General features: G+C 68.5%; 19 protein-coding genes. 13 read left to right on the plus strand and 6 right to left on the minus strand.

The annotated features are described in order from the left end of the window. Positions 1–15: 15 nt before the first annotated feature. Both ACFWUU_RS11105 and ACFWUU_RS11110 read left to right on the plus strand, forming a co-directional pair. A complete protein-coding gene (locus ACFWUU_RS11105; RefSeq protein WP_380174725.1) occupies positions 16–942 on the plus strand; it encodes a GTP-binding protein LepA in 927 nt (308 codons plus the stop codon). Continuing rightward, complete coding sequence (locus ACFWUU_RS11110) at positions 939–1,532, plus strand: TetR/AcrR family transcriptional regulator (RefSeq protein ID WP_380174727.1); 594 nt, start codon at positions 939–941, stop codon at positions 1,530–1,532. The genes ACFWUU_RS11105 and ACFWUU_RS11110 overlap by 4 nt, the downstream gene beginning before the upstream one ends. 18 nt (positions 1,533–1,550) lie before the next feature. On the opposite strand, the gene ACFWUU_RS11115 is transcribed toward ACFWUU_RS11110, so the two are convergent. Further along, a complete protein-coding gene (locus tag ACFWUU_RS11115; RefSeq protein WP_137257285.1) occupies positions 1,551–2,327 on the minus strand; it encodes an NPP1 family protein in 777 nt (258 codons plus the stop codon). A 226-nt stretch (positions 2,328–2,553) separates the two neighbouring features. On the opposite strand from ACFWUU_RS11115, the gene ACFWUU_RS11120 reads away from it, so the two are divergent. The 3 genes from ACFWUU_RS11120 (at position 2,554) to ACFWUU_RS11130 (ending at position 4,918) form a co-directional block, all read left to right on the plus strand. Beyond that, positions 2,554–2,817: a hypothetical protein gene (locus tag ACFWUU_RS11120; protein WP_137257284.1), complete on the plus strand. Its 264-nt coding sequence runs from the start codon at positions 2,554–2,556 to the stop codon at positions 2,815–2,817. A gap of 65 nt (positions 2,818–2,882) precedes the next feature. After that, the gene (locus ACFWUU_RS11125; RefSeq protein WP_380174730.1) at positions 2,883–3,653 is read left to right on the plus strand and encodes an SDR family NAD(P)-dependent oxidoreductase; all 771 of its coding nucleotides are present in this window, start codon (positions 2,883–2,885) and stop codon (positions 3,651–3,653) included. Further along, complete coding sequence (locus ACFWUU_RS11130) at positions 3,650–4,918, plus strand: wax ester/triacylglycerol synthase domain-containing protein (RefSeq protein WP_380174732.1); 1,269 nt, start codon at positions 3,650–3,652, stop codon at positions 4,916–4,918. The genes ACFWUU_RS11125 and ACFWUU_RS11130 overlap by 4 nt, the downstream gene beginning before the upstream one ends. On the opposite strand, the gene ACFWUU_RS11135 is transcribed toward ACFWUU_RS11130, so the two are convergent. Continuing rightward, positions 4,874–6,064 (minus strand): CdaR family transcriptional regulator, encoded by a 1,191-nt coding sequence (locus ACFWUU_RS11135; protein WP_137257281.1) that lies wholly within the window; start codon positions 6,062–6,064, stop codon positions 4,874–4,876. The two genes, ACFWUU_RS11130 and ACFWUU_RS11135, sit on opposite strands and share 45 nt — an antisense overlap. Positions 6,065–6,182: 118 nt before the next feature. On the opposite strand from ACFWUU_RS11135, the gene hpnC reads away from it, so the two are divergent. From hpnC to hpnH, 7 genes are read left to right on the plus strand one after another with little or no spacing between them, the layout of a single operon-like run. Then, positions 6,183–7,028, plus strand: a complete 846-nt coding sequence (gene hpnC, locus ACFWUU_RS11140) for a squalene synthase HpnC (protein ID WP_380174734.1) — start codon at positions 6,183–6,185, stop codon at positions 7,026–7,028. Continuing rightward, positions 7,025–7,894 carry a squalene/phytoene synthase family protein gene (locus ACFWUU_RS11145; protein ID WP_380174736.1) on the plus strand — a complete coding sequence of 290 codons (870 nt, stop codon included), beginning with the start codon at positions 7,025–7,027 and terminating at the stop codon, positions 7,892–7,894. Before hpnC ends, ACFWUU_RS11145 begins: the two co-directional genes overlap by 4 nt. Continuing rightward, positions 7,891–9,237: a hydroxysqualene dehydroxylase HpnE gene (hpnE, locus tag ACFWUU_RS11150; protein WP_380174738.1), complete on the plus strand. Its 1,347-nt coding sequence runs from the start codon at positions 7,891–7,893 to the stop codon at positions 9,235–9,237. Before ACFWUU_RS11145 ends, hpnE begins: the two co-directional genes overlap by 4 nt. Next, the gene (locus tag ACFWUU_RS11155) at positions 9,234–10,274 is read left to right on the plus strand and encodes a polyprenyl synthetase family protein (protein ID WP_380174740.1); all 1,041 of its coding nucleotides are present in this window, start codon (positions 9,234–9,236) and stop codon (positions 10,272–10,274) included. The genes hpnE and ACFWUU_RS11155 overlap by 4 nt, the downstream gene beginning before the upstream one ends. Next, positions 10,271–12,184, plus strand: a complete 1,914-nt coding sequence (shc, locus tag ACFWUU_RS11160) for a squalene--hopene cyclase (RefSeq protein WP_380174742.1) — start codon at positions 10,271–10,273, stop codon at positions 12,182–12,184. The genes ACFWUU_RS11155 and shc overlap by 4 nt, the downstream gene beginning before the upstream one ends. After that, on the plus strand, positions 12,181–13,641 hold the full coding sequence (ispH, locus tag ACFWUU_RS11165) for a 4-hydroxy-3-methylbut-2-enyl diphosphate reductase (protein ID WP_380174744.1): 1,461 nt from the start codon (positions 12,181–12,183) through the stop codon (positions 13,639–13,641). The genes shc and ispH overlap by 4 nt, the downstream gene beginning before the upstream one ends. Continuing rightward, complete coding sequence (hpnH, locus tag ACFWUU_RS11170) at positions 13,638–14,639, plus strand: adenosyl-hopene transferase HpnH (protein WP_137257276.1); 1,002 nt, start codon at positions 13,638–13,640, stop codon at positions 14,637–14,639. The genes ispH and hpnH overlap by 4 nt, the downstream gene beginning before the upstream one ends. Here hpnH and ACFWUU_RS11175 read toward each other — a convergent pair. Together ACFWUU_RS11175 and ACFWUU_RS11180 are read right to left on the minus strand one after the other, a co-directional pair. Continuing rightward, a complete protein-coding gene (locus ACFWUU_RS11175) occupies positions 14,632–15,831 on the minus strand; it encodes an MFS transporter (RefSeq protein ID WP_380174746.1) in 1,200 nt (399 codons plus the stop codon). The genes hpnH and ACFWUU_RS11175 overlap by 8 nt on opposite strands. A gap of 79 nt (positions 15,832–15,910) precedes the next feature. After that, a complete protein-coding gene (locus ACFWUU_RS11180; protein WP_380174748.1) occupies positions 15,911–17,233 on the minus strand; it encodes an ADP-ribosylglycohydrolase family protein in 1,323 nt (440 codons plus the stop codon). A gap of 17 nt (positions 17,234–17,250) precedes the next feature. Between ACFWUU_RS11180 and ACFWUU_RS11185 the strand changes: the two genes are divergently transcribed. After that, the gene (locus tag ACFWUU_RS11185; protein WP_380174750.1) at positions 17,251–17,817 is read left to right on the plus strand and encodes a putative glycolipid-binding domain-containing protein; all 567 of its coding nucleotides are present in this window, start codon (positions 17,251–17,253) and stop codon (positions 17,815–17,817) included. Here ACFWUU_RS11185 and crcB read toward each other — a convergent pair. Together crcB and ACFWUU_RS11195 are read right to left on the minus strand one after the other, a co-directional pair. Next, complete coding sequence (crcB, locus tag ACFWUU_RS11190; RefSeq protein WP_380174752.1) at positions 17,814–18,185, minus strand: fluoride efflux transporter CrcB; 372 nt, start codon at positions 18,183–18,185, stop codon at positions 17,814–17,816. The two genes, ACFWUU_RS11185 and crcB, sit on opposite strands and share 4 nt — an antisense overlap. After that, a complete protein-coding gene (locus ACFWUU_RS11195; RefSeq protein ID WP_380174754.1) occupies positions 18,182–18,649 on the minus strand; it encodes a fluoride efflux transporter FluC in 468 nt (155 codons plus the stop codon). The genes crcB and ACFWUU_RS11195 overlap by 4 nt, the downstream gene beginning before the upstream one ends. Positions 18,650–18,754: the final 105 nt, after the last annotated feature.

Below are 18,754 nucleotides of genomic sequence, written 5' to 3' on the forward strand. Positions count from 1 at the left end.
GCGAGGTGCCGCCTTATGTCGTTGAGCGATATCACCACCGTCCCGCGCCGGCGAAGCCGCAAGCGCCGGGAAGACTCCAAGCTGGCCGACCACGTCGAGCGTCTCGGCGAGGAACACCCGCCGATTCCGCTCGAGAGCGTGGACTACACGATGAAGCGTCCGCGGCTGCTGGCCGAGCGCTTCGGGTCGGTGCTGGCCTACATGACCCGGGTCGAGCTCGAGGTCGAGCGGAACGTGCTGGAGCTGAACATCCTGCTGCCGGACCCGCCCGAGGTCGACCGGCGGTTCTACGCCGACGTCTGGATGCCGCAGGAGACGCGGCACGGATTGATCCTGGACCAGATGCAGGAGCTGGCCGGGATCGAGGCGCACGAGCCGAACCTGACCGACGTCGACTTCAAGCTCAAGCTGCTCGGTGCGCTCGGCAAGATGCCCGGCGTACAGGACATCAGCCGGATGCTCTACTACCTGACCGGGCTGGCGACCGAGCGCTCCGCGGTGCTTGCCTACAACAAGCTTCACGCCGGACTGCTCGAGCTCGGCGAGCGTGCGATCGCAGCGACCGTGGTCGCGCCGATCAAGCGGCAGGAGCCGGGGCACTTCGCCTATTACCAGATGGCTGCGCAGGAGCTCTGGGGTCAACTCTCCGGCTGGCAGCGGTGGCTGACGCGCGCGTTGCGGAAGCGTACGTTCGATGTCGTGGGTGCGTACAACAAGCGGCAGCGGGCCGAGTTCGGTGACGTGATGGAAGCGCTGGAGATCAGCAAGGGCGGCGAGGCCGAGCTGCGCGACTACGCGCGTAAGGTCGGCCGCGCGGAGTACGAGCTGATGTTCGAGAACCGGCGCGGACTCCGGGTGCCGGACTACGTCTTCAAGTCCCTGCGGCGAGCCGCCGAGCTCGGCGCCGAGCGGAAGGGTGAGGCCTGGCCCGCCGAATCATGACGGCATCCGCGCACGCGCGTCACACCAAACGGCAGGTCATCGTCGAGACTGCCGAGCGGCTGTTCGCCGAGCACGGGTACGACGCGACGTCGACGGCCCGGATCGCGCACGAGGCCGGCGTACCGTCCGGCCTGGTGTTCTACCACTTCGCGACCAAGCTCGACCTGCTGCTCGCGATCGTGCAGGAGCGCCCGACCCCGAGCGAGGTACTGCGGTCCGTCGCGCAGGGCCGCACCGTACGGCTGCGGTTGCGGGCGGTCGTGGAGACGATGGCGGAGGAGTTGGAGCACGACCGGGCTGCCCGGACCATCGTGTTCCGGGAGGCGCAGGGGCATCCGGAGATCGCGGAGCGGGCGGCGGAGCTGTTCGCCGAGGCGACCGAGACCGTGGCCGACGTACTGGCCGGGGCCGACGATGTGGTCGCGGAGCCGGACCGGGTGCAGGCGGCGGCCGAGCTCGTGGTCAGCCGGGTCTTCCTGGACACGGTCGCGCTCGGTCAGGCTGACACGGCGGCCGAGCGGCACGAGGCGATGATCGATCTGGTGGCGGATTCGCTGACCACCCCTGGCGGGCGCGCCCAGCAGGACTGAGCGCGCCCTTTCAGATCGTCAGGCCCAGGGGTCGAACGGGATCCCGGACGGCTTGGACGCGTTCAGCAGGTTGCGGAACCGGTCGTCCTTGTCGGTGATCTTGATCGTGGCCGAGCCGAAGTCGGCGTTCATCAGGATGTCGCGCAGCGACGTGCTCGGGTAGCCGTTCCAGCCGACCAGCGGCGGGTACCGCCAGTTGTGGTAGTGGTTCTCCGGCGGCTCGTCGTTGCTGTTGGCCAGGCGGAAGAAGTGCGTGCTCGCGCCGTCCTTGTGGTAGACGACCTTCGGGTGCGATCCGTCGAACCGGACCTGCGAGCGGGCGTAGGTGACCTGGCTCGAGTGCTGCGTCGTGGTCACGTACTCGACCTGGTTCGACGCCTGGTTGATCCAGGAGATCACGTGCTCCCAGTCGTGCCGGTGGCCGCCGAGGCTGCTGCCGGGCAACGCCTGGTCCTTCTCGAAGTAGCTGGCGTACACGACCGCGCACCAGCCGTTGTTGCACTTCTCGCGCGAGTAGGTCTGTGAGTTGTCGAGGTCGGACTGGTCGCGGCAGTTGCCGTTCACGGCGCCGGTCGGGTTGAGGCCGGGGTTGAGCGTGCCGTCGGCTCCGATGGCGGGGGTGGCGTAGCACCCGTCGCCGTCGTAGTCGTAGGCCGGCGAGAACGACTGCTCGTAGCCGTCGGCGTTCTGCGGGAGGCTCGGCGGCGGCGCGGCGAACGCGACGGCGGCCGAGGTGACGATCAGGGCGGCGGTTCCGAGGACCACGCCGAGCGTGCGGCGGGCGGACACTTTCATCGAAATGCTCCTTCAGAACTTAGTTCAGGGCGGAAAGGAACGGCACGAGGATGCCAGCCGGGATGCACGGGCGCATATACGTCACGTGCCTACAGGTTGACGGTCCGTGAACACCCGGAATTGGTGGCATGCCAGGTCTCGTATTGGTAGTGCAGAGTGGGGTCTGACACCTTGCCGGCTGGGGATGCTGAGGAGCGACGGCAGGTGGTTCCTGGGGAGGAACACCGTGCCTTTTGAGGAGAAGGCGGCGCCGCCGCCTGCGTTGCCAGACGGATCCATCCCGACCTACGGCGGTCACGGGCTGCCAGGGAGTGCCAACGGCGAGCCACCACTGTCGCCGTTCGGCTGGGGTCCGAGCCTGAACTACTTCGAGACCAAGAGCATCCGGAGCCGAGCACCTGTCGGCAGCGTGCTCCCGTTCATTGCCCTGCTCGTCCTGTACGGCGGGATCGTGTCCGCCCTGCTCACCGCACTGGCCGTCCGAGCCTGATCCGTCGACGCCGCCCCTCGCACACCTGGTTGCTCTTGGCATCATGCTGAGCACAGGGAGGTGCGATGCGGCTGGACGGAAAGGTTGCGCTCGTCACCGGTGCGTCGGCGGGGATCGGCGCGGCGGTGGCGGAGCGGCTCGCGGTGGCGGGCGCTCGGGTGGTGGTGCATGGGCGGGATGCGGAGCGGACCGCTGAGGTCGCCGCGCGGGTTGGCGGCGTACCGGTGCTGGGTGACCTCGCCCTGCCGGGGGCCGCTGACGAGGTAGCGGATGCCGCGCTGGCTGTGCATGGGCGGATCGACATCCTCGTCGCGAACGCCGGGCTCGGGTGGTCCGGGCCGTTCGTGGAGATGCGGGCCGAGGAGATCGACCAGTTGGTCGCGCTCGATCTGCTGGCGCCGCTGCAGCTGGTCAGGTGCTTGCTTCCGCCAATGGTCGAGCGGGGGAGCGGGCACGTCGCCCTGGTCGGCTCGATCGCCGGCCGTACGGCGGTTGCCGGTGAGGCCGTGTACGCCGCCACGAAGGCCGCGCTCGACGTCTTCGCCGAGAGCCTCCGGCTGGAGATTCGTGGTAGTGGTGTATCCGTGAGCCTGACCATCCCGGGCGTCGTCGACACCGGTTTCTTCAGCGCTCGCGGCCGGCCGTACGACCGCAAGCGCCCGCGTCCGCTGCCCGCCACCACCGTCGCGCAGGCGCTGGTTGATGGCATCGCCAACGACCGAGCCGAGATCTGGATCCCCGGCTGGCTTCGCGTCGCACCCGCCGTACGCGCACTCGCTCCGGGGCTGTACCGGCGGCTATCGGCCCGCTTCGGCGAACGGGTGATGCCACGGTGAACGGCATCGTCGTACCGTCGGCGGACGCGTTCTTCCTGCACATCGAGCGGACCGGCGCCCCGCAGCACGTCGGCGGCGTCGTCGTCCTCGAACCCTCCGACCAGCGGCCGACGATCGACGAGGTCCGCAAGCTGGTCGCCGACGGGTTCGCACAGTTGCCGCGGATGCATCAGCGACTCGGCAAGCCGTCGCGCTGGCACCGGCCGCGCTGGATCGAGGCCGACGAGGTCGACCTGGACTGGCATGTCGTCGAGCACCGGTCCACCGACGGGTACGCCGGCCTGCTCCGGTACGTCGCCGACCTCGCCGAGCAACCGATGCCGAGGGACCGCCCGATGTGGCGGATCGCGATCGTCCGCGACATCGGCCCTGGTGGCGCCGACGGCCTGGTCGTGCTGGTTCACCATTCGATTGCCGACGGCATCGGAACGGTTCTGCAGGCCTTCAGCCTGTTCGAGCCCCCGACCAAGATCGAGCTGCCGTCCGGCACCGCTCCGGGCCGGCTGACGCGCGCCGTCGCCACCACCATCGGTCTCGCCCAACTCGCGACGGACGGTACGGCGGCCAAGCTGCCGCCCAGCTCCCTCCGCCGCGAATTCGACACCGCAGCGATCGAGCTCGACGTCGTACGCCGGGCCGCGTCCGCTCGCGGCGTACGCGTCACCGATCTCTTGATCGCCTTGCTCGCCGACAGCGTGTACGCCGTCGCGCCCGGGCTCGCGCAGGCGGTGAACGGGTACCTGCGCTTCTCGGTGACCACGATGGTCCGGAGGCCTGACAGCGCGGCGGAGGGCAATGCGACGGCCGCGATCATGGTCGAGGTGCCGGTGGACGGGCGTCCGTTCGACGAGTTGCTGACCGAGGTGTCGGCGCGGACGAAGCGGCTGCAGCGGCCGACCCGCGCGCTGGCTTCACGGTTCGTGCTGGCGACCGGACTGCGGATCGTGCCGGAGCCGTTCGCGCGGTGGTTCGCGCCGACCGTGTACGGGCAACGATTCCTGCACGCGGTGGTCTCGAACATGCCCGGCACGACCGAACAGATGTCGTTCGCTGGTGTGCCCCACGATCGGGTGTATCCGATCCTTCCGCTGGTGCCGGGGACGCCCCTCGCTATGGGTGCGCTGAGCTGGACAGGCATCCTCGGGATCGGTCTCGCGACTGATCCACAGCTGATCGACGGTCCGGCCCTGGCCGCTCGGCTCAACCAGGCGTTGGCGCGGTTAAGGACCGGGCCACTCGAGGGCGAGGAACAGGCGAGCGCGTGATTCGGGGTCGTCCAGGCGATCGCCGTACAAGGCCCTGAGTCGCGCCATCCGATAGCGCACGGTCTGTGGATGGATGCTCAGCTCGTGCGCGATCGCCTGCCGGTCGCCGAAATGCTTCAGCCAGCTGGCCAGGGTTTCCGCGAGCCGCTCGCGGGCGGCCTCGGTCTCACCGGCGAGCGGCGCGAGCATCTCCTCGCGCAACGCGGCGACCAGGGCCTCGTCCCGCCAGACGATCAGCGCATCGAGATGCTCGTCGGCGAAGACCGGGTCGTCGGTCAGTACGCCGGTGTTCCGCAGCCGGACTGCGATCCGGGCGATCTCCAGGCTGCGCGGGAGTTGGGCCAGCGCGACCGAATTGCCAACCACCGCACCCATTCCGGCGAGCTCGCGGCTCAACTGCAGGCGGCGACCCGGACCGGACGGTTCCGGAATGATCGCGCCGACGACGACCGCGTTGCGGCGAATGGGTAGTGCACCGGGCTCGAGCCTGGCGACGAGTGCCCCGGCCGGCTCCTGGTCGCCGTCGCTGTAGATGACGACCGCGGCGGTCTCGGGGATCCGCCACGCGGCCTGCTGTGCGGCGGTCCGGATCGCTTCCGTGCCGGCACGGCCGGAGAGCAGGAGGTTGGCGAGATCCTCGCGGCGTCGTTCGCGCGCCATCGCGTCCTCGATCTGCTCCTGCAAATAGCCGTTGGCCGCGGAGAAAGACAGTTGGTTGACGAACACAAATACCGAGTCGGCCAAGGCGGCGAGGTTGTCCGGGGCGAAATCCAGCCGGAGCGCGGTCGCCGCGACATGCCGCCAGGCGACGCGGGCGCCGAGCTGAAAAGCTGTCAGCAATCGGGTGAGATCGTTGCCCTCCTGCAGCTGGCGTCGGCCGATCTCCTCGAACACCCGCCGTACCGTCTCGTCGCCACGGTCGAGCGTGGTCTGCTCCGGGTTGATCAGGTTGGCGATCGACATGTCCAGCAGGCGATGCACGAACAGCTCGGCAGGCTTGACGACCGCGTCCCGGTCGGTGTCGAGGAAGGCGGCGTAGTCCGGCCAGTGCTCGGCCAGCCGGTCCCGCACCTCGGCCACCAGGGCAGGCAGTCCGTCGAGCAAAGCGTCCTCGAGCCGGGCACGGTCGAAGGTTGCGATGGTCATTGAAGACTCCTCTAGGGGAACCCATCGAGGCCAACTGTAATCCTGTGACAAATTCTGTCTCGTCGAATGTTCGTCAACGGGGCAGAGTTGGCACGAAACCGCTTCCCATCATGGAACTGTGCATCCAGACGGAGTGCAGAATGCCGCTTCCGACCGTGAACTGGGCAGAAAGGAACACACCGAGAACTTTCCTGTCGTACTGAAGCTCCTGCCCGCCGCGCACCGGGAGTCGCTGCACGCTGTCTACGGCTACGCGCGCACCGTCGACGAGCTCGGCGACAGTTACACCGGCGACCGTACGGCGGCACTGCGCGCGTTCATGGTCGACCTCGACCGCATCTGGGCCGGCGACGAGCCCGACCATCCGGTACTGCGCCGACTGCGCCCGATCGTCCGGCAACACGATCTACCGGCCGATCCCTTCCACCGCCTGATCCAGGCCAACCTGCAGGACCAAACGGTCACGCGGTACCAGACCTTCGAGGACCTGATCGGCTACTGCCGGCTCTCCGCCGATCCGGTCGGCCGAATGGTGCTCGGCGTCTTCGACGTCAACGATCCCGAGACCGAAGGCCTGTCGGACCTGGTGTGTACGGCGTTGCAGCTGGTCGAGCACTGGCAGGACGTCGCCGAGGATCGCCGGGCCGGGCGGATCTACCTGCCGCAGGCCGACCTCACGACGTACGGCGTGGCCGAGACCGATCTCGATCAGCGCCAGGCGACACAGCAACTGCGCGAGTTGATGACTTTCGAGACTGCGAGGGCCGCGAAGATGCTCGACGAAGGTGCAGCGATCGTTGGCCGGTTGCACGGCTGGGCCCGGATCTCCGTGGCCGGGTTCGTGGCCGGCGGTCAGGCGACGGTGCGGGCGTTGCGTCGTACCGGTGGCGATGTGCTTGCTCATCAGGCGACGCCGTCGAAGATGGATACCGTGCGGCTGCTGGTCAAGGCGGTCGCGCGGTGACGGCGACCGTCGAGGAAGCGTACGCAGCCTGCCTGGACATCACGCGCACCGAGGCGCGCAACTTCTACTACGGCATCCGCCTGCTGCCGCCGCCGAAGCGCAACGCCTTGTCGGCGCTGTACGCGTTGGCGCGGCGGATCGACGACATCGGCGACGGCGACCTTCCGTTGGAGGAGAAGCGCACCGCGCTCGCCGGAGTACGCAAGGATCTCGGCCGGCTGGGCGACATCCACGAGCCTGTGTACGTCGCGGTCGCGGACGCAGCGCGCCGATACCCGGTGCCGCTTGGTGCCTTCGAGGAACTGGTCGCGGGTGTCGAGACGGACCTGACCGACGTACGCATCGGCGACTTCGACGAGCTGGTCGTGTACTGCCGACGCGTCGCGGGTTCCGTCGGCCGGCTGTGCCTGTCGATCTTCGGCCCGACCGGCTCGTCGGATCTCGAGACCCTCGCCCTGTACGCCGACCAGCTCGGCATCGCGCTGCAGCAGACCAACATCCTCCGCGATATCCGCGAGGACCTGACCAACGACCGGATCTACCTACCGGCCGACGAACTGGAACGCTTCGGCGTCCGGATCGAACTCGATGAGCACGGCAACCTCGACGACCCACAAGGACGGTTGGCCGGCTACATCCGGTACGCCGCCGGCCGCGCGCAGGACTGGTACTCGCTCGGCTGGCGCCTGCTCCCGTACCTGGACTGGCGCAGCGGCGCGTCCTGCCGCGCGATGTCGGGCATCTACCACCACCTGCTCCGCCGCATCGGTGCGAACCCTGTGCTCGTGTACAACCAGCGGTTGTCGTTGTCGGCGGGGGAGAAGGCACAGGTCGCGCTCGCCTCGCTGGCGGGAGCCCGCTCATGAGAAGGGTCGCCGTCGTCGGAGGTGGACTGGCGGGGATCACAGCAGCGCTGCAGTTGGCCGATGCCGGGTGTGAGGTCGTGCTGTTGGAGGGGCGGCCGAAGCTGGGCGGTCTGACCCATTCGTTCGAGCGGGACGGGCGATGGATCGACAACGGGCAGCATGTGTTTCTTCGCTGTTGTACGTCGTACCTCGGGCTGCTCGATCGGCTCGGAGTGCGGGATCAGGTGCACCTGCAGCCGCGGCTCGACGTACCGGTGCGGAGTGGAAAGCGTGGTGGCGTCGGGCGGATCCGGCGGAACGGGATGCCGGCGCCGCTGCATCTCGGGCCGGCGCTGGCGACGTACCGCTGGCTGAGTGTGGCCGAGCGGGTTGCTGCGGTCCGGGGCGCGTTAGCGATGGGGCGGGTGGATCGGACGGCTGCGGAGACGGATGCGCAGTCGTTCGGCGGTTGGCTGGCGGCGCATGGGCAGGACGCGCGGACGATCGAGGCGCTGTGGGAGCTGATCGGCATAGCGACGCTGAATGCGCGTGCTGACAACGCGTCGCTGGCTGTTGCGGCGACGGTGTTCCAAGTCGGTTTGCTGGAGAGGAGTGATGCTGCGGATATCGGATGGTCGTTGGTGCCGTTGCAGCAGTTGCACGGTGACGCTGCAGCTCGTGCACTGGTCGCTGCAGGTGTCGCGGTGCGGTTGCGGGCACGGGTCCGGGCTCTGGATGCGGTGGACGGTGCGTGGGCGATCGAAGGGGAGAGGTACGACGACGTCGTACTGGCGGTGCCGCCGGTTGAGGCCGCGAGCCTGCTGCCGGACGACGCGGTGGACCTGCCGGCCGGGTGGGCGGAGGCACTCGGCAGCTCTCCGATCGTCAACGCACACGTGGTGTTCGACCGCGTGGTGCTCGACGATCCGTTCGTTGCCGGCGTCGACAGTCCACTTCAGTGGGTCTTCGACCGGACCGTCCAGAGTGAAAGCAATCCGGCCGAGCAGTACCTCGCCGTCTCGTTGTCGGCGGCCGATGAACTGATCGACACCCCGGTCGCCGAACTGCGCGACGTACTGGTGCCTGCCCTCCGGCGGCTGCTCCCCGCGGCCGCCGACGCGCGTGTGAAGGAGTTCTTCGTGACCCGAGAGCGACATGCCACCTTCCGGCCGGCCCCAGGCACCGGCCGTTTCCGCCCCGACGCGACCACCACCCGCCCCGGCCTGCACCTGGCCGGCTCCTGGACCGCCACCGGCTGGCCCGCCACCATGGAGGGCGCCGTCCGCAGTGGTGAAGCGGCCGCCGCCTCCGTCCTCGGCACGTCGCCGGCGGCATCGCCGTCGGTTGAGGATGTGGTCTCGTGACGGCTGTAGAGAGGATGCCTTCGGCCACTAATGTGCTGGATCTGCTGGCTCGTGGGCGTGAGCTGGTCGACCCGCAGCTGCGGCACGCGTTGGACCGACTCGACGAGCACACCCGGCTGGTCGCGACGTACCACTTCGGCTGGTGTGACGAACACGGACGACCGACCGGCGCCAACTCCGGCAAGGCGATCCGGCCAGGTCTGACCCTGCTCGTCGCCGAGGCTGTCTGCGGATCACCCGAACCGGCGGTTCCCGGCGGTGTTGCGGTGGAGTTGATCCACAACTTCTCGCTCATCCACGACGACCTGATGGACCGCGATACGCAACGCCGTCACCGGCGTACCGTGTGGGCGATCTGGGGCGACGCGACGGCGGTCCTGGTCGGGGATGCGCTTGCGTGTCTCGCGGACGAAGTACTTGCCGAGTGCAACTCGCCGTACGCCGTTCGCGCCGGTCACGCACTGGCCGTCGCCACTCGCGAGCTGATCCGCGGGCAGGTCCTCGACGTGGCGTTCGAGCGGCGCGACTCGGTCAGCCTGCCGGAGTGCGTGGACATGGCGGCCGGCAAGACCAGTTCGTTGCTCGGGGCATCGGCCGAGCTCGGGGCGATCCTGGCCGGCGCCGACGCGGCGACGTGCGAGGCGTTCCGAACGTACGGCTGGGAGCTCGGGCTCGCGTTCCAGCTTGTCGACGATCTGCTCGGCATCTGGGGCGCACCGGAGAAGACCGGCAAGCCCGTGTTCTCCGATCTGCGTGCGCACAAGAAGACGCTGCCCGTGGTCTGGTCGCTTGAGTACGGCGGTGCGCACGGGCGCGAGTTGGCCGCGTGGTTCGCGGACACGGCTACACCGAGCGAGGACGACGTACGACGGGCCGCCGTACTCGTGGAGGACGCCGGCGGGCGGGAATGGGCGTTGGCCGAAGCCGATGAGCGGGTGCGTAAGGCCGGGAAGGCGCTCGACGCCGCGGGCATCGCGCCGGCCAATCGGGATCAGCTCGATCAGTTGGCCCAGTTCATCGCGGAGCGGCAGCTGTGACGGCGGAACAGGTGACCGACGCCGAACGGGCCGACGTACGCGTCGAGGAGTGTTTGGATGCGGCGGTGTCGTACCTGCGTTCGTTGCAGCATGACGACGGCTGGTGGAAGGGCGATCTGGCGACCAACGTGACGATGGACGCCGAGGATCTGATGCTGCGGCACTTCCTCGGCGTGGCGACTGCGCAGACGGATGCGGAGACGGCGCGGTGGATCCGGTCGCAGCAGCGTGAGGACGGCACGTGGGCGACGTTCCCGGGCGGGCCGGGTGAGCTGTCGACGACGGTGGAGTCGTGGATCGCGTTGCGGATGGCGGGTGATGATCCGGGTGCGCCGCACATGGCCCGGGCTGCGTCGTTCATCCGTTCGAACGGCGGGGTCGAGAAGGCTCGGGTGTTCACGCACATCTGGCTGGCGCTGTTCGGATTGTGGTCGTGGGACGACTGTCCTGATCTGCCGCCGGAGTTGATGTTCCTGCCGAGTCGGGTGCCGCTGAATATCTACAACTGGGCGTGCTGGGCGCGGCAGACGATCGTGCCGTTGACGATCGTGAGCGCGCATCGTCCGGTGCGGCCGGTGGCCTTCACTGTCGAGGGGTTGCGGGCTGGTAGGGCGGATACTGCGCAGGCGGCGCCGTGGACGCTCGAAGGGGCGTTCCAGCGGCTGGACGTCGTACTGAATGCTTACTCGCGATGGGGGCCGCGTGGGCCGTCGAAGGGGTTGCGGCGGTTGGCGATGCGGCGGGCGGTCGAGTGGATCGTGGCTCGGCAGGAGGCCGATGGTGGGTGGGGCGGTATCCAGCCGCCGTGGGTGTACTCGCTGATCGCGCTGGATCTGATGGGGTACGCGATCGACCATCCGGTGATGGCGGCGGGGTTGCGCGGGCTCGAAGGGTTCACGGTGCACACGGAGACCGCTGAGGGACCGGCGCGGTGGTTGGAGGCGTGTCAGTCGCCGGTGTGGGACACGGGGCTGGCGGTCGGGGCGCTGCTGGACGCCGGTGTCGAGCCGGATGACAAGACGGTGCTCAAGGCAACTGATTGGCTGCTCGCGGAGCAGATCGACGCGCCGGGGGACTGGCAGGTGCGGCGGCCCGGGTTGGTGTCGGGTGGGTGGGCGTTCGAGTTCGCGAACGACGGTTACCCGGATACGGACGACACGGCGGAGATCGTGCTGGCGTTGCGGCGGGTGGAGCATCCGGAGCCGGGTCGGTTGCGGAAGGCGTTGGATGATGCGGTCGAGTGGACGACCGGGATGCAGTCCGCGGACGGCGGCTGGGGTGCGTTCGATGCGGACAACACCGACACGACGCCGTTGAAGCTGCCGTTCTGCGACTTCGGCGCGGTGATCGATCCGCCGTCGGCCGATGTGACCGCGCATGTGGTCGAGATGCTGGCGGCTGAAGGACGGACCGATTCTGCCGAGTGTCAGCGCGGGGTGCGGTGGTTGCTGGATTCGCAGGAGAAGGACGGGTCGTGGTTCGGGCGGTGGGGGACGAACCACGTTTATGGGACCGGCGCCGTCGTACCTGCGTTGATTGCTGTCGGGATGTCGGGGAACGATCCGGTGATCCGGCGGGCGGTGCGGTGGGTCGAGGAGCATCAGAACGCGGACGGCGGATGGGGCGAGGACCTGCGCTCGTACGTCGATCCGTCGTGGATCGGGCGGGGTGATTCCACACCGTCGCAGACCGCGTGGGGGCTGTTGACGCTACTGGCTGCTGGTGAACGGGGTGACGCCGTACGACGCGGGGTCGGCTATCTGGTCGACACCCAACGCGCCGACGGCGGCTGGGACGAGCACCGCTACACCGGCACGGGTTTCCCGGGCGACTTCTACATCGGCTACCACCTGTACCGCGTGGTCTTCCCGATCTGGGCCCTGGGCCGCTACCTCGGGAGAAACCGATGAGCCCGGTCGTCTGCACCCCGTTGTACGCCGAGTACTTCGCCCTCCGAGACAAACTAACCACCCCCGTCATCCACACCGGCCGCTCGAAAGGCACCCCCGCCCAAGGCCCAGCTCTGGTAGCCGGAGTAGCCGGCGCCCTCGTCGACGGCATCGCCCCCGGCGACGTAATCGTCGCAAGCGAGATCTGCCACTCCGGAAAGGTTGTGCAGAGTTTTGCAGCCGACCTGGTAGCGGGGGAGTTGCGGCGGCTGGGGATGGCTGTGCATGTGGGGCCGGTTGTTACTACCGACCATGTCGTCGACTCGGCTGGTGAGCGGGCTGCTTTGGCTGCGAGTGGGGCTATTGGGGTTGATACCGAGTCTGGGTTGTTGGTGGGGGATGACGGGCAGACCGTGGTGGTGCGGGTGGTGGTTGATACGCCGGGGAAGCCGTTGCGGCGGGTTGGGATGTTGGTGCGGGGAGCGCGGGGGCTTGCGCAGTTGCGGCGTACTGCGGCGGCTATTGATGCTTGGGCTGCGGCGGCCGGGGAGCGGCAGTTGCTGCTGGCGACGCCTCGGTCGTTTTGTGCGGGGGTTGAGCGGGCGATCGAGACCGTGGAGCGGGCGCTCGAGCGGTTCGGGGCGCCGGTTTATGTGCGGCGGCAGATCGTTCACAACCGGCATGTCGTCAGTGAGCTGGAAGGCAGAGGTGCGGTCTTCGTCGAGGAGCTGGACGCCGTCCCCGAAGGCAGCCTCGTCGTGCTCGCGGCGCACGGCGTCGCCCCAGCAGTACGTCGCCAGGCCGACGAGCGGCACCTGAGAGTCATCGACGCCACCTGCCCCCTCGTCGCCAAGGTCCATCACGAGGTACGCCGGTACGCCGCCCGCGACACCACCGTCGTACTGATCGGCCACCCCGACCACGAGGAGGTGATCGGCACGGTCGGCGAAGCCCCGGATCACGTGATCGTCGTCGCCAACCCCGCCGAAGCCGAGATCGTCCAACTCCCCGACCCCACCAAGGTCGGCTACGCCATGCAGACCACGCTCGCCGTCGAAGAAGCTGCCGAGACAGCCGCAGTACTGCGACGACGCTTCCCCACCCTGACCGGACCCAAGAGAGACGACATCTGCTACGCGACCAGCAACCGCCAGGCCGGCGTCCGCCAGATCGCCGCGCAGTCCGACCTCGTGATCGTGCTCGGCTCCCAGAACTCCTCCAACTCGAAACGCCTCGCCGAGGTTGCCGAGGCGGCCGGCACTCGCGCAGTACTCGTCGACGACGCGAGCGAACTGGAGCTGGACCTGATCGCCGGTGCCGAGCGGATCGGCATCACCGCGGGCGCGTCGGCTCCGCCGGAGCTGGTCGACCACCTGATCCGCTGTTTGTCCGGGCTGGGCCCGGTGTCCGTCACCGAGAACGGGACGCTGACCGAGGACGTCCGCTTCGCGCTACCGAAAGAAGTGAGTCAGACATGAGCATGCCGCTACGGCAGTCCATCCGCTTGGGCGGATACCTGATGAAGCAGAAGGTCCGGCGCCGGGAGAAGTTCCCGATCCTGCTCGAGCTCGAGCCGCTGTACGCGTGCAACCTGAAGTGCGCCGGCTGCGGCAAGATCCAGCAGACCCACGACTGGCTGAAGAAGCGCATGTCGGTCGAGCAGGCGGTTGCCGCGGTCGAGGAATGCGGTGCGCCGATGGTCTCGATCGCCGGCGGCGAACCCTTGATGCACAAGGAGATCGACGAGATCGTCCGGCAGTTGCTTGCCCGCGGCAAGATCGTGTTCCTGTGCACGAACGCCGTACTGATGCCGAAGCACCTGCACAAGTTCAAGCCGCACAAGAACTTCGCCTGGATGGTGCACATCGACGGGTTGCGCGAGCGGCACGACCAGTCGGTCTGCAAGGACGGCGTGTTCGACCAGGCCGTCGACGCGATCAGGCAGGCGCAGGCGGCCGGCTTCCGGGTGATGACCAACACCACGTTCTTCGACACCGACAGCCCGCAGGACGTCATCGACGTACTCGACTATCTGAACGACGAGCTGAAGGTCGACAACATGCAGATCTCGCCCGGGTTCGCGTACGAGAAGGCGCCGGACCAGGAGCACTGGCTCGGCCCGGAGGAGACCCGGCAGCTGTTCCGCAAAGCGTTCGGCGACGGCCGGCGGAAGAAGTGGCGGCTGAACCACTCGCCGCTGTTCCTCGACTTCCTCGAAGGCAAGGTCGACTTCAGCTGTACGGCGTGGGCGATCCCGCTGTATTCGCTGAAGGGCTGGCAGCGCCCGTGCTACCTGATGGACGACGGGTACGTCGGGACGTACCAGGAGCTGATCGACGACACCGACTGGGACAGCTACGGCCGCGGCAAGGACCCGCGGTGCGCGAACTGCATGGCCCACTGCGGCTACGAACCGACCGCGGTCGTCGCGACGCTCGGCTCACTTCGCGAGTCGATCCGGGCGGCCGTCAGCTAGCGCGGGCCTCGCGGACGCTCAGGAGGGTGAAGGCGGCGATCGCGAACGCGGTGAGCGTGGCGGGGATGAAGAAGACGTGCGGGAGACCGATCGCCGCCACGCCGATCCCGCCGATCGTGCCGCCGATCGCCGAGCCGAGCGGGATCGCGCCGAGGAAGACGCCGGACGCGGTGCCGGCGCCTTCCGGGTACAGGTGCTGGGCGATGGAGACGCCGAGCGCGCCGACGCAGGCCCAGAGACCCGCGTTCAGCACCTGGCCGAGGAACAACCCGGCGACCGACGTACTGAGCGCGTAGGCGAGGTTGCCGGCCAGCCCGAGTACGGCGCCGACCGTCATGGCTCGCATCGGGCCGTAGCGGTCTGCGAGGCGTGCGACGACCGGGAGCAGGAGCAGTTCGAGCAGCGGCTGGATACCGATCACGAGACCGCGCACGGAGTCGGAGACGTGCAGCTGCTCGGCCATGTAGATCGGGAGGTAGCCGAACTTGATGGTGTCGCCGGTCATCGCTAGTACGCACACCGCGGTGAACACCAGCAACGGCATCATGTGTTCGATCCGCCCGCGCTCCACGGACGTGACTCTCGCCGGGTCGTCGTACCGCTCGACCCGCTGACGACCGAGCGGGATGATCGCGCCGAACACGCAGGCCGCGGTCGCGACCAGCAAGGCCCGCAACCCGAACACCCCGCCGAACCAGCTGCCGAACACCGGCCCGAGGATCCAGCCCGTCGTGAACGCCATCCGGATGGTCGCGATCACCCGGTTCTCGGCGCGGGTCGGATGGCGGCTGAGCTCGTCGCGGCAGGCCGCGAAGAGCTGCGCCATCGATCCGCCCGCGACGCTCAACGCCAACGTGCTGATGACGAACGGCATCCAGACCGCATTCGCCGACGCCATCAGCAGCCAGCCGAGCGCGCCGACCACCGAGCAGATCCGGAACCACAGCAGCCGGTCGTGGCTGCGGTCCGACCAGCGGCCGACGATGAACCCGGCGATCGGGGAGGCCACGTTCGTCACGTAGTACAGCCCGGCGACGGGCAACGGCGTACCGAGGTCGCGGACCAGGAAGAGCGTCAGCTGTGGAGTGGCCGCCGACAGGCCGACGCCGGCAATCAGCAGCGAGAGGAATGCCGAACGGTAGAACCGCGACCGAAGCACCGTGCCCAGGGCCGACTCCGACCGGTCCAGCATCCACCCCTCCAACGGAAAACGTCTGCCACGAACGATAGGCGTTATCCAGCGATCTTGCGTAACTGTGTCAGCCCTCGAACTACAGGCCGTCCACGGCAAGCCGCACGGTCCGGTCGGCGAGGTCGGAGATCACCGAGTTGTCGAAGCCGAACAGCGCTGAGCGGGTGCGATTCTCCAGCGGTGCGATCAGGTGTTCCGGCAGGTCCCGAGTGCCGGTGAGGATGCCGAGGACCGAGCCGACGGTCGCGCCGTTCGAGTCGGTGTCCCAGCCGCTCATCACCACCCGCCCGACACCGGTCAGGTAGTCGCCCTCCGACCACAGCAGCGCCGCCGCGACGATCGCCGCGTTGTTGATCGTATGGATCCACGAGTAGTGGCCGTACCGCTCCTGGATCATCCGGAGCGCGTCCTCCCACGACCCCTCGAACGCCAGCACGTCCCGGATCGCCTCGGCCAAGCGCGACTGCGGAGGTACGACGCCCAACGCCCGCTCGACCGCCTCGCGCGGTGAAGCCGCCGTGAACGCCGCCGCCACCAGCGCCGCTGCCCACATCTCGCCGTAGATCCCGTTCCCGACATGCGACAACGCAGCGTCCTGGTACGAGAGCCGTGCGGCCGCCCAAGGATCGCCGGCGTGCACGTACCCGAAGACATCCCCGCGGATCTGCGCGCCGATCCACTCCCGGTACGGGTTGCGACGCCGCGCCACCTCAGGAACCGTGAACCCGTCGACAAGATTCACGTACGCCGCCCGCTCCGCTGTGAACACCTGCCCGACCGGGAACAGGCGGAGCCACGCCGCGCCGACGTCCTCGGGCCGCAGCCGACTGCCGTGCGTCTCGAGCAGATGCAGCGCCAGGATCGGGTAGTCGATGTCGTCGTCCCGCGCTGAACCCTTCACGTTCCCGCGCGTGGTCTCGGGCCAGCACGAGGTCAGCTCGTACCCGTTCGGCATCGGATCGAGCACCGGCACGTAGTCCCGCAGCGGGTACGCGTCCGCGAGCGTCAGGTATTCGCGGATCCGGGCCGACGTCCAGTAGTCACCCGACTCGACCGGCTTGCCCACGTTGCAGCCGGCGATCCGCCCGAGCCAGGCGGCGTGGATCTTGTCAGCGAGGTCGTCCACCTTCGACGCCTCAGGGATCGCGTCGAGCGTTTCCGCGATGTCCTCGAGTTCGTCCGGTTCGACGTACTTCCAGCCGGGCAGCCTGGCCGCCAGCGACATCCGGTCGAGCAGGTCGAGCACCGCGACCCGGTCTGCCGGGTCGGTCCGGTTGGCTTCGCTCACCAGCTCGTCGACGTCGTACCCCGTCTCCCGCCGCTGCCGCACCTCGGCGTACAGCAGGTCCGTCGGCTGCATCGCGTCGTAGTGTCCACTCGAGTACCCAGGCCCAAGGTCCATGTGGCTAGGGTCTCAGCATGCAGCTGAAATCGATGCCCCGGGCCGCCTCGTGGACGCATGTCGACGTGCGGGTCGGGTTCGAGGTGCTCTTCGTGGACGGTCACCGGCTGCGCGGCCGGACGTCGGCTCGCGAGGGGGAGTCGACCTGGTACGTCGGGTACGAGATCGACGTCGACGACGACTGGCAGACGCGGACCGTGCACGCGACGAACTCGACGGCGGCGGGTGAGCGCGAGGTCGTGCTCGAACGGAGTACCAACGGCTGGAGCGTCGACGGGGTGGCTCGGCCCGACCTCGACGGATGCGACGACGTGGACTTCGAGTCGTCGGCGGTCACGAACACGCTGCCGATCCACCGGCTGCCGTTCGTCCTCGGCGCGACCTTCGAGGTCCCGGCGGCGTTCGTCCAGGCCGACGACCTGAGCGTGATCCGGCTCGAACAGCGCTACACCTTGCTGAGCTCGGACGAGGACCGGCACGTCTTCCACTACGAGTCGTCGACGTTCGACTTCGTCTGCGAGCTGGTCTACGACGCCTCGGGACTCGTCCTCGACTACCCGGGCATCGCCGTGCGCGACCGCTAACCCCAGATCGCCTGGCTGATGGCCGCGCCGAGGAACACGCTGCCGAGTCCGGCGACGATGCTCGCGGCAACGTTGGCGACGGCAAGGAACCGCGCCCGGTCCTCGAACAGCCGGATCGTCTCGTAGGAGAACGTCGAGTACGTCGTCAGCGCCCCACAGAACCCCGTGCCGGCGAACAGCTGCACGTCATGCGGCAGACCCGCCGACGCGCCCGCGAGGAATCCGAGGACGAGCGACCCGATCACGTTGACGCTGAACGTCCCCCATGGGAACAACGAGTCGTGCCGCCGCTGCACGGCGCGATCGGCGACGTACCGCAGTGGCGCCCCGATCATCCCGCCGGCGATCACCAGCAGCAGCCGGATCATCTCGACCTCCAGCTGATCAGGGCGCGGGTCGCGGTCACCGTCGCACGGACTGCGAGCAGCGCGCCGACGATGGTCGCGGCGAGGTAGAGGAGCGCCTGGCCCGCGTGCCCGCGGGTCACGAGTTGCTGGATATCGAGCGCGTACGTCGAGAACGTGGTGAACCCACCGAGCACACCGGTGCCGAGAAACGGGCGCACGAGTCGCTGCTGGGTCAGTACGTCGGTCACCAGCACCATCAGGATCCCGATCAGTCCGCAACCGACGATGTTGATCAGCAGCGTGCTCAGCGGTCCCGGCCACGCGAGCCCGACGAGATACCGACCGGTCGCGCCGATCGCCCCGCCGACCGCGATGACGGTCAGCAGCACCGAGTCGTGCGTACGTCGCTGCCGGCCGTCGATCCGCAGGTCGACGTCAGAGTCGACCGGCCCCTTGGGCAAGGGGTTGAGGGGGTGGTGCTGCACAGAGGTCTCCTACCTGGACTGACCTCCCGACGCACGCCGAGAGGTTCCTAGGTAGGGACTGTTGGCCGCCGAAGCGACGGTTCGGTCCGGCGAGCCCCACCACCG

The organism is Kribbella sp. NPDC058693 (genome assembly GCF_042715335.1).
GTDB lineage: Bacteria > Actinomycetota > Actinomycetes > Propionibacteriales > Kribbellaceae > Kribbella > Kribbella jiaozuonensis.

Excerpts from the sequence above, each read along its gene's own strand:
- ACFWUU_RS11110 (WP_380174727.1), top strand. The coding sequence starts at position 939 with ATGACGGCATCCGCGCACGCGCGTCACACCAAACGGCAGGTCATCGTC.
- ACFWUU_RS11125 (WP_380174730.1), top strand. The coding sequence starts at position 2,883 with ATGCGGCTGGACGGAAAGGTTGCGCTCGTCACCGGTGCGTCGGCGGGG.
- ACFWUU_RS11180 (WP_380174748.1), bottom strand. The coding sequence starts at position 17,233 with ATGGACCTTGGGCCTGGGTACTCGAGTGGACACTACGACGCGATGCAG.
- ACFWUU_RS11105 (WP_380174725.1), top strand. The coding sequence starts at position 16 with ATGTCGTTGAGCGATATCACCACCGTCCCGCGCCGGCGAAGCCGCAAG.
- hpnH (WP_137257276.1), top strand. The coding sequence starts at position 13,638 with ATGAGCATGCCGCTACGGCAGTCCATCCGCTTGGGCGGATACCTGATG.
- ACFWUU_RS11175 (WP_380174746.1), bottom strand. The coding sequence starts at position 15,831 with ATGCTGGACCGGTCGGAGTCGGCCCTGGGCACGGTGCTTCGGTCGCGG.
- crcB (WP_380174752.1), bottom strand. The coding sequence starts at position 18,185 with ATGATCCGGCTGCTGCTGGTGATCGCCGGCGGGATGATCGGGGCGCCA.
- ACFWUU_RS11185 (WP_380174750.1), top strand. The coding sequence starts at position 17,251 with ATGCAGCTGAAATCGATGCCCCGGGCCGCCTCGTGGACGCATGTCGAC.
- ACFWUU_RS11135 (WP_137257281.1), bottom strand. The coding sequence starts at position 6,064 with ATGACCATCGCAACCTTCGACCGTGCCCGGCTCGAGGACGCTTTGCTC.
- ACFWUU_RS11115 (WP_137257285.1), bottom strand. The coding sequence starts at position 2,327 with ATGAAAGTGTCCGCCCGCCGCACGCTCGGCGTGGTCCTCGGAACCGCC.
- hpnE (WP_380174738.1), top strand. The coding sequence starts at position 7,891 with ATGAGAAGGGTCGCCGTCGTCGGAGGTGGACTGGCGGGGATCACAGCA.
- ispH (WP_380174744.1), top strand. The coding sequence starts at position 12,181 with ATGAGCCCGGTCGTCTGCACCCCGTTGTACGCCGAGTACTTCGCCCTC.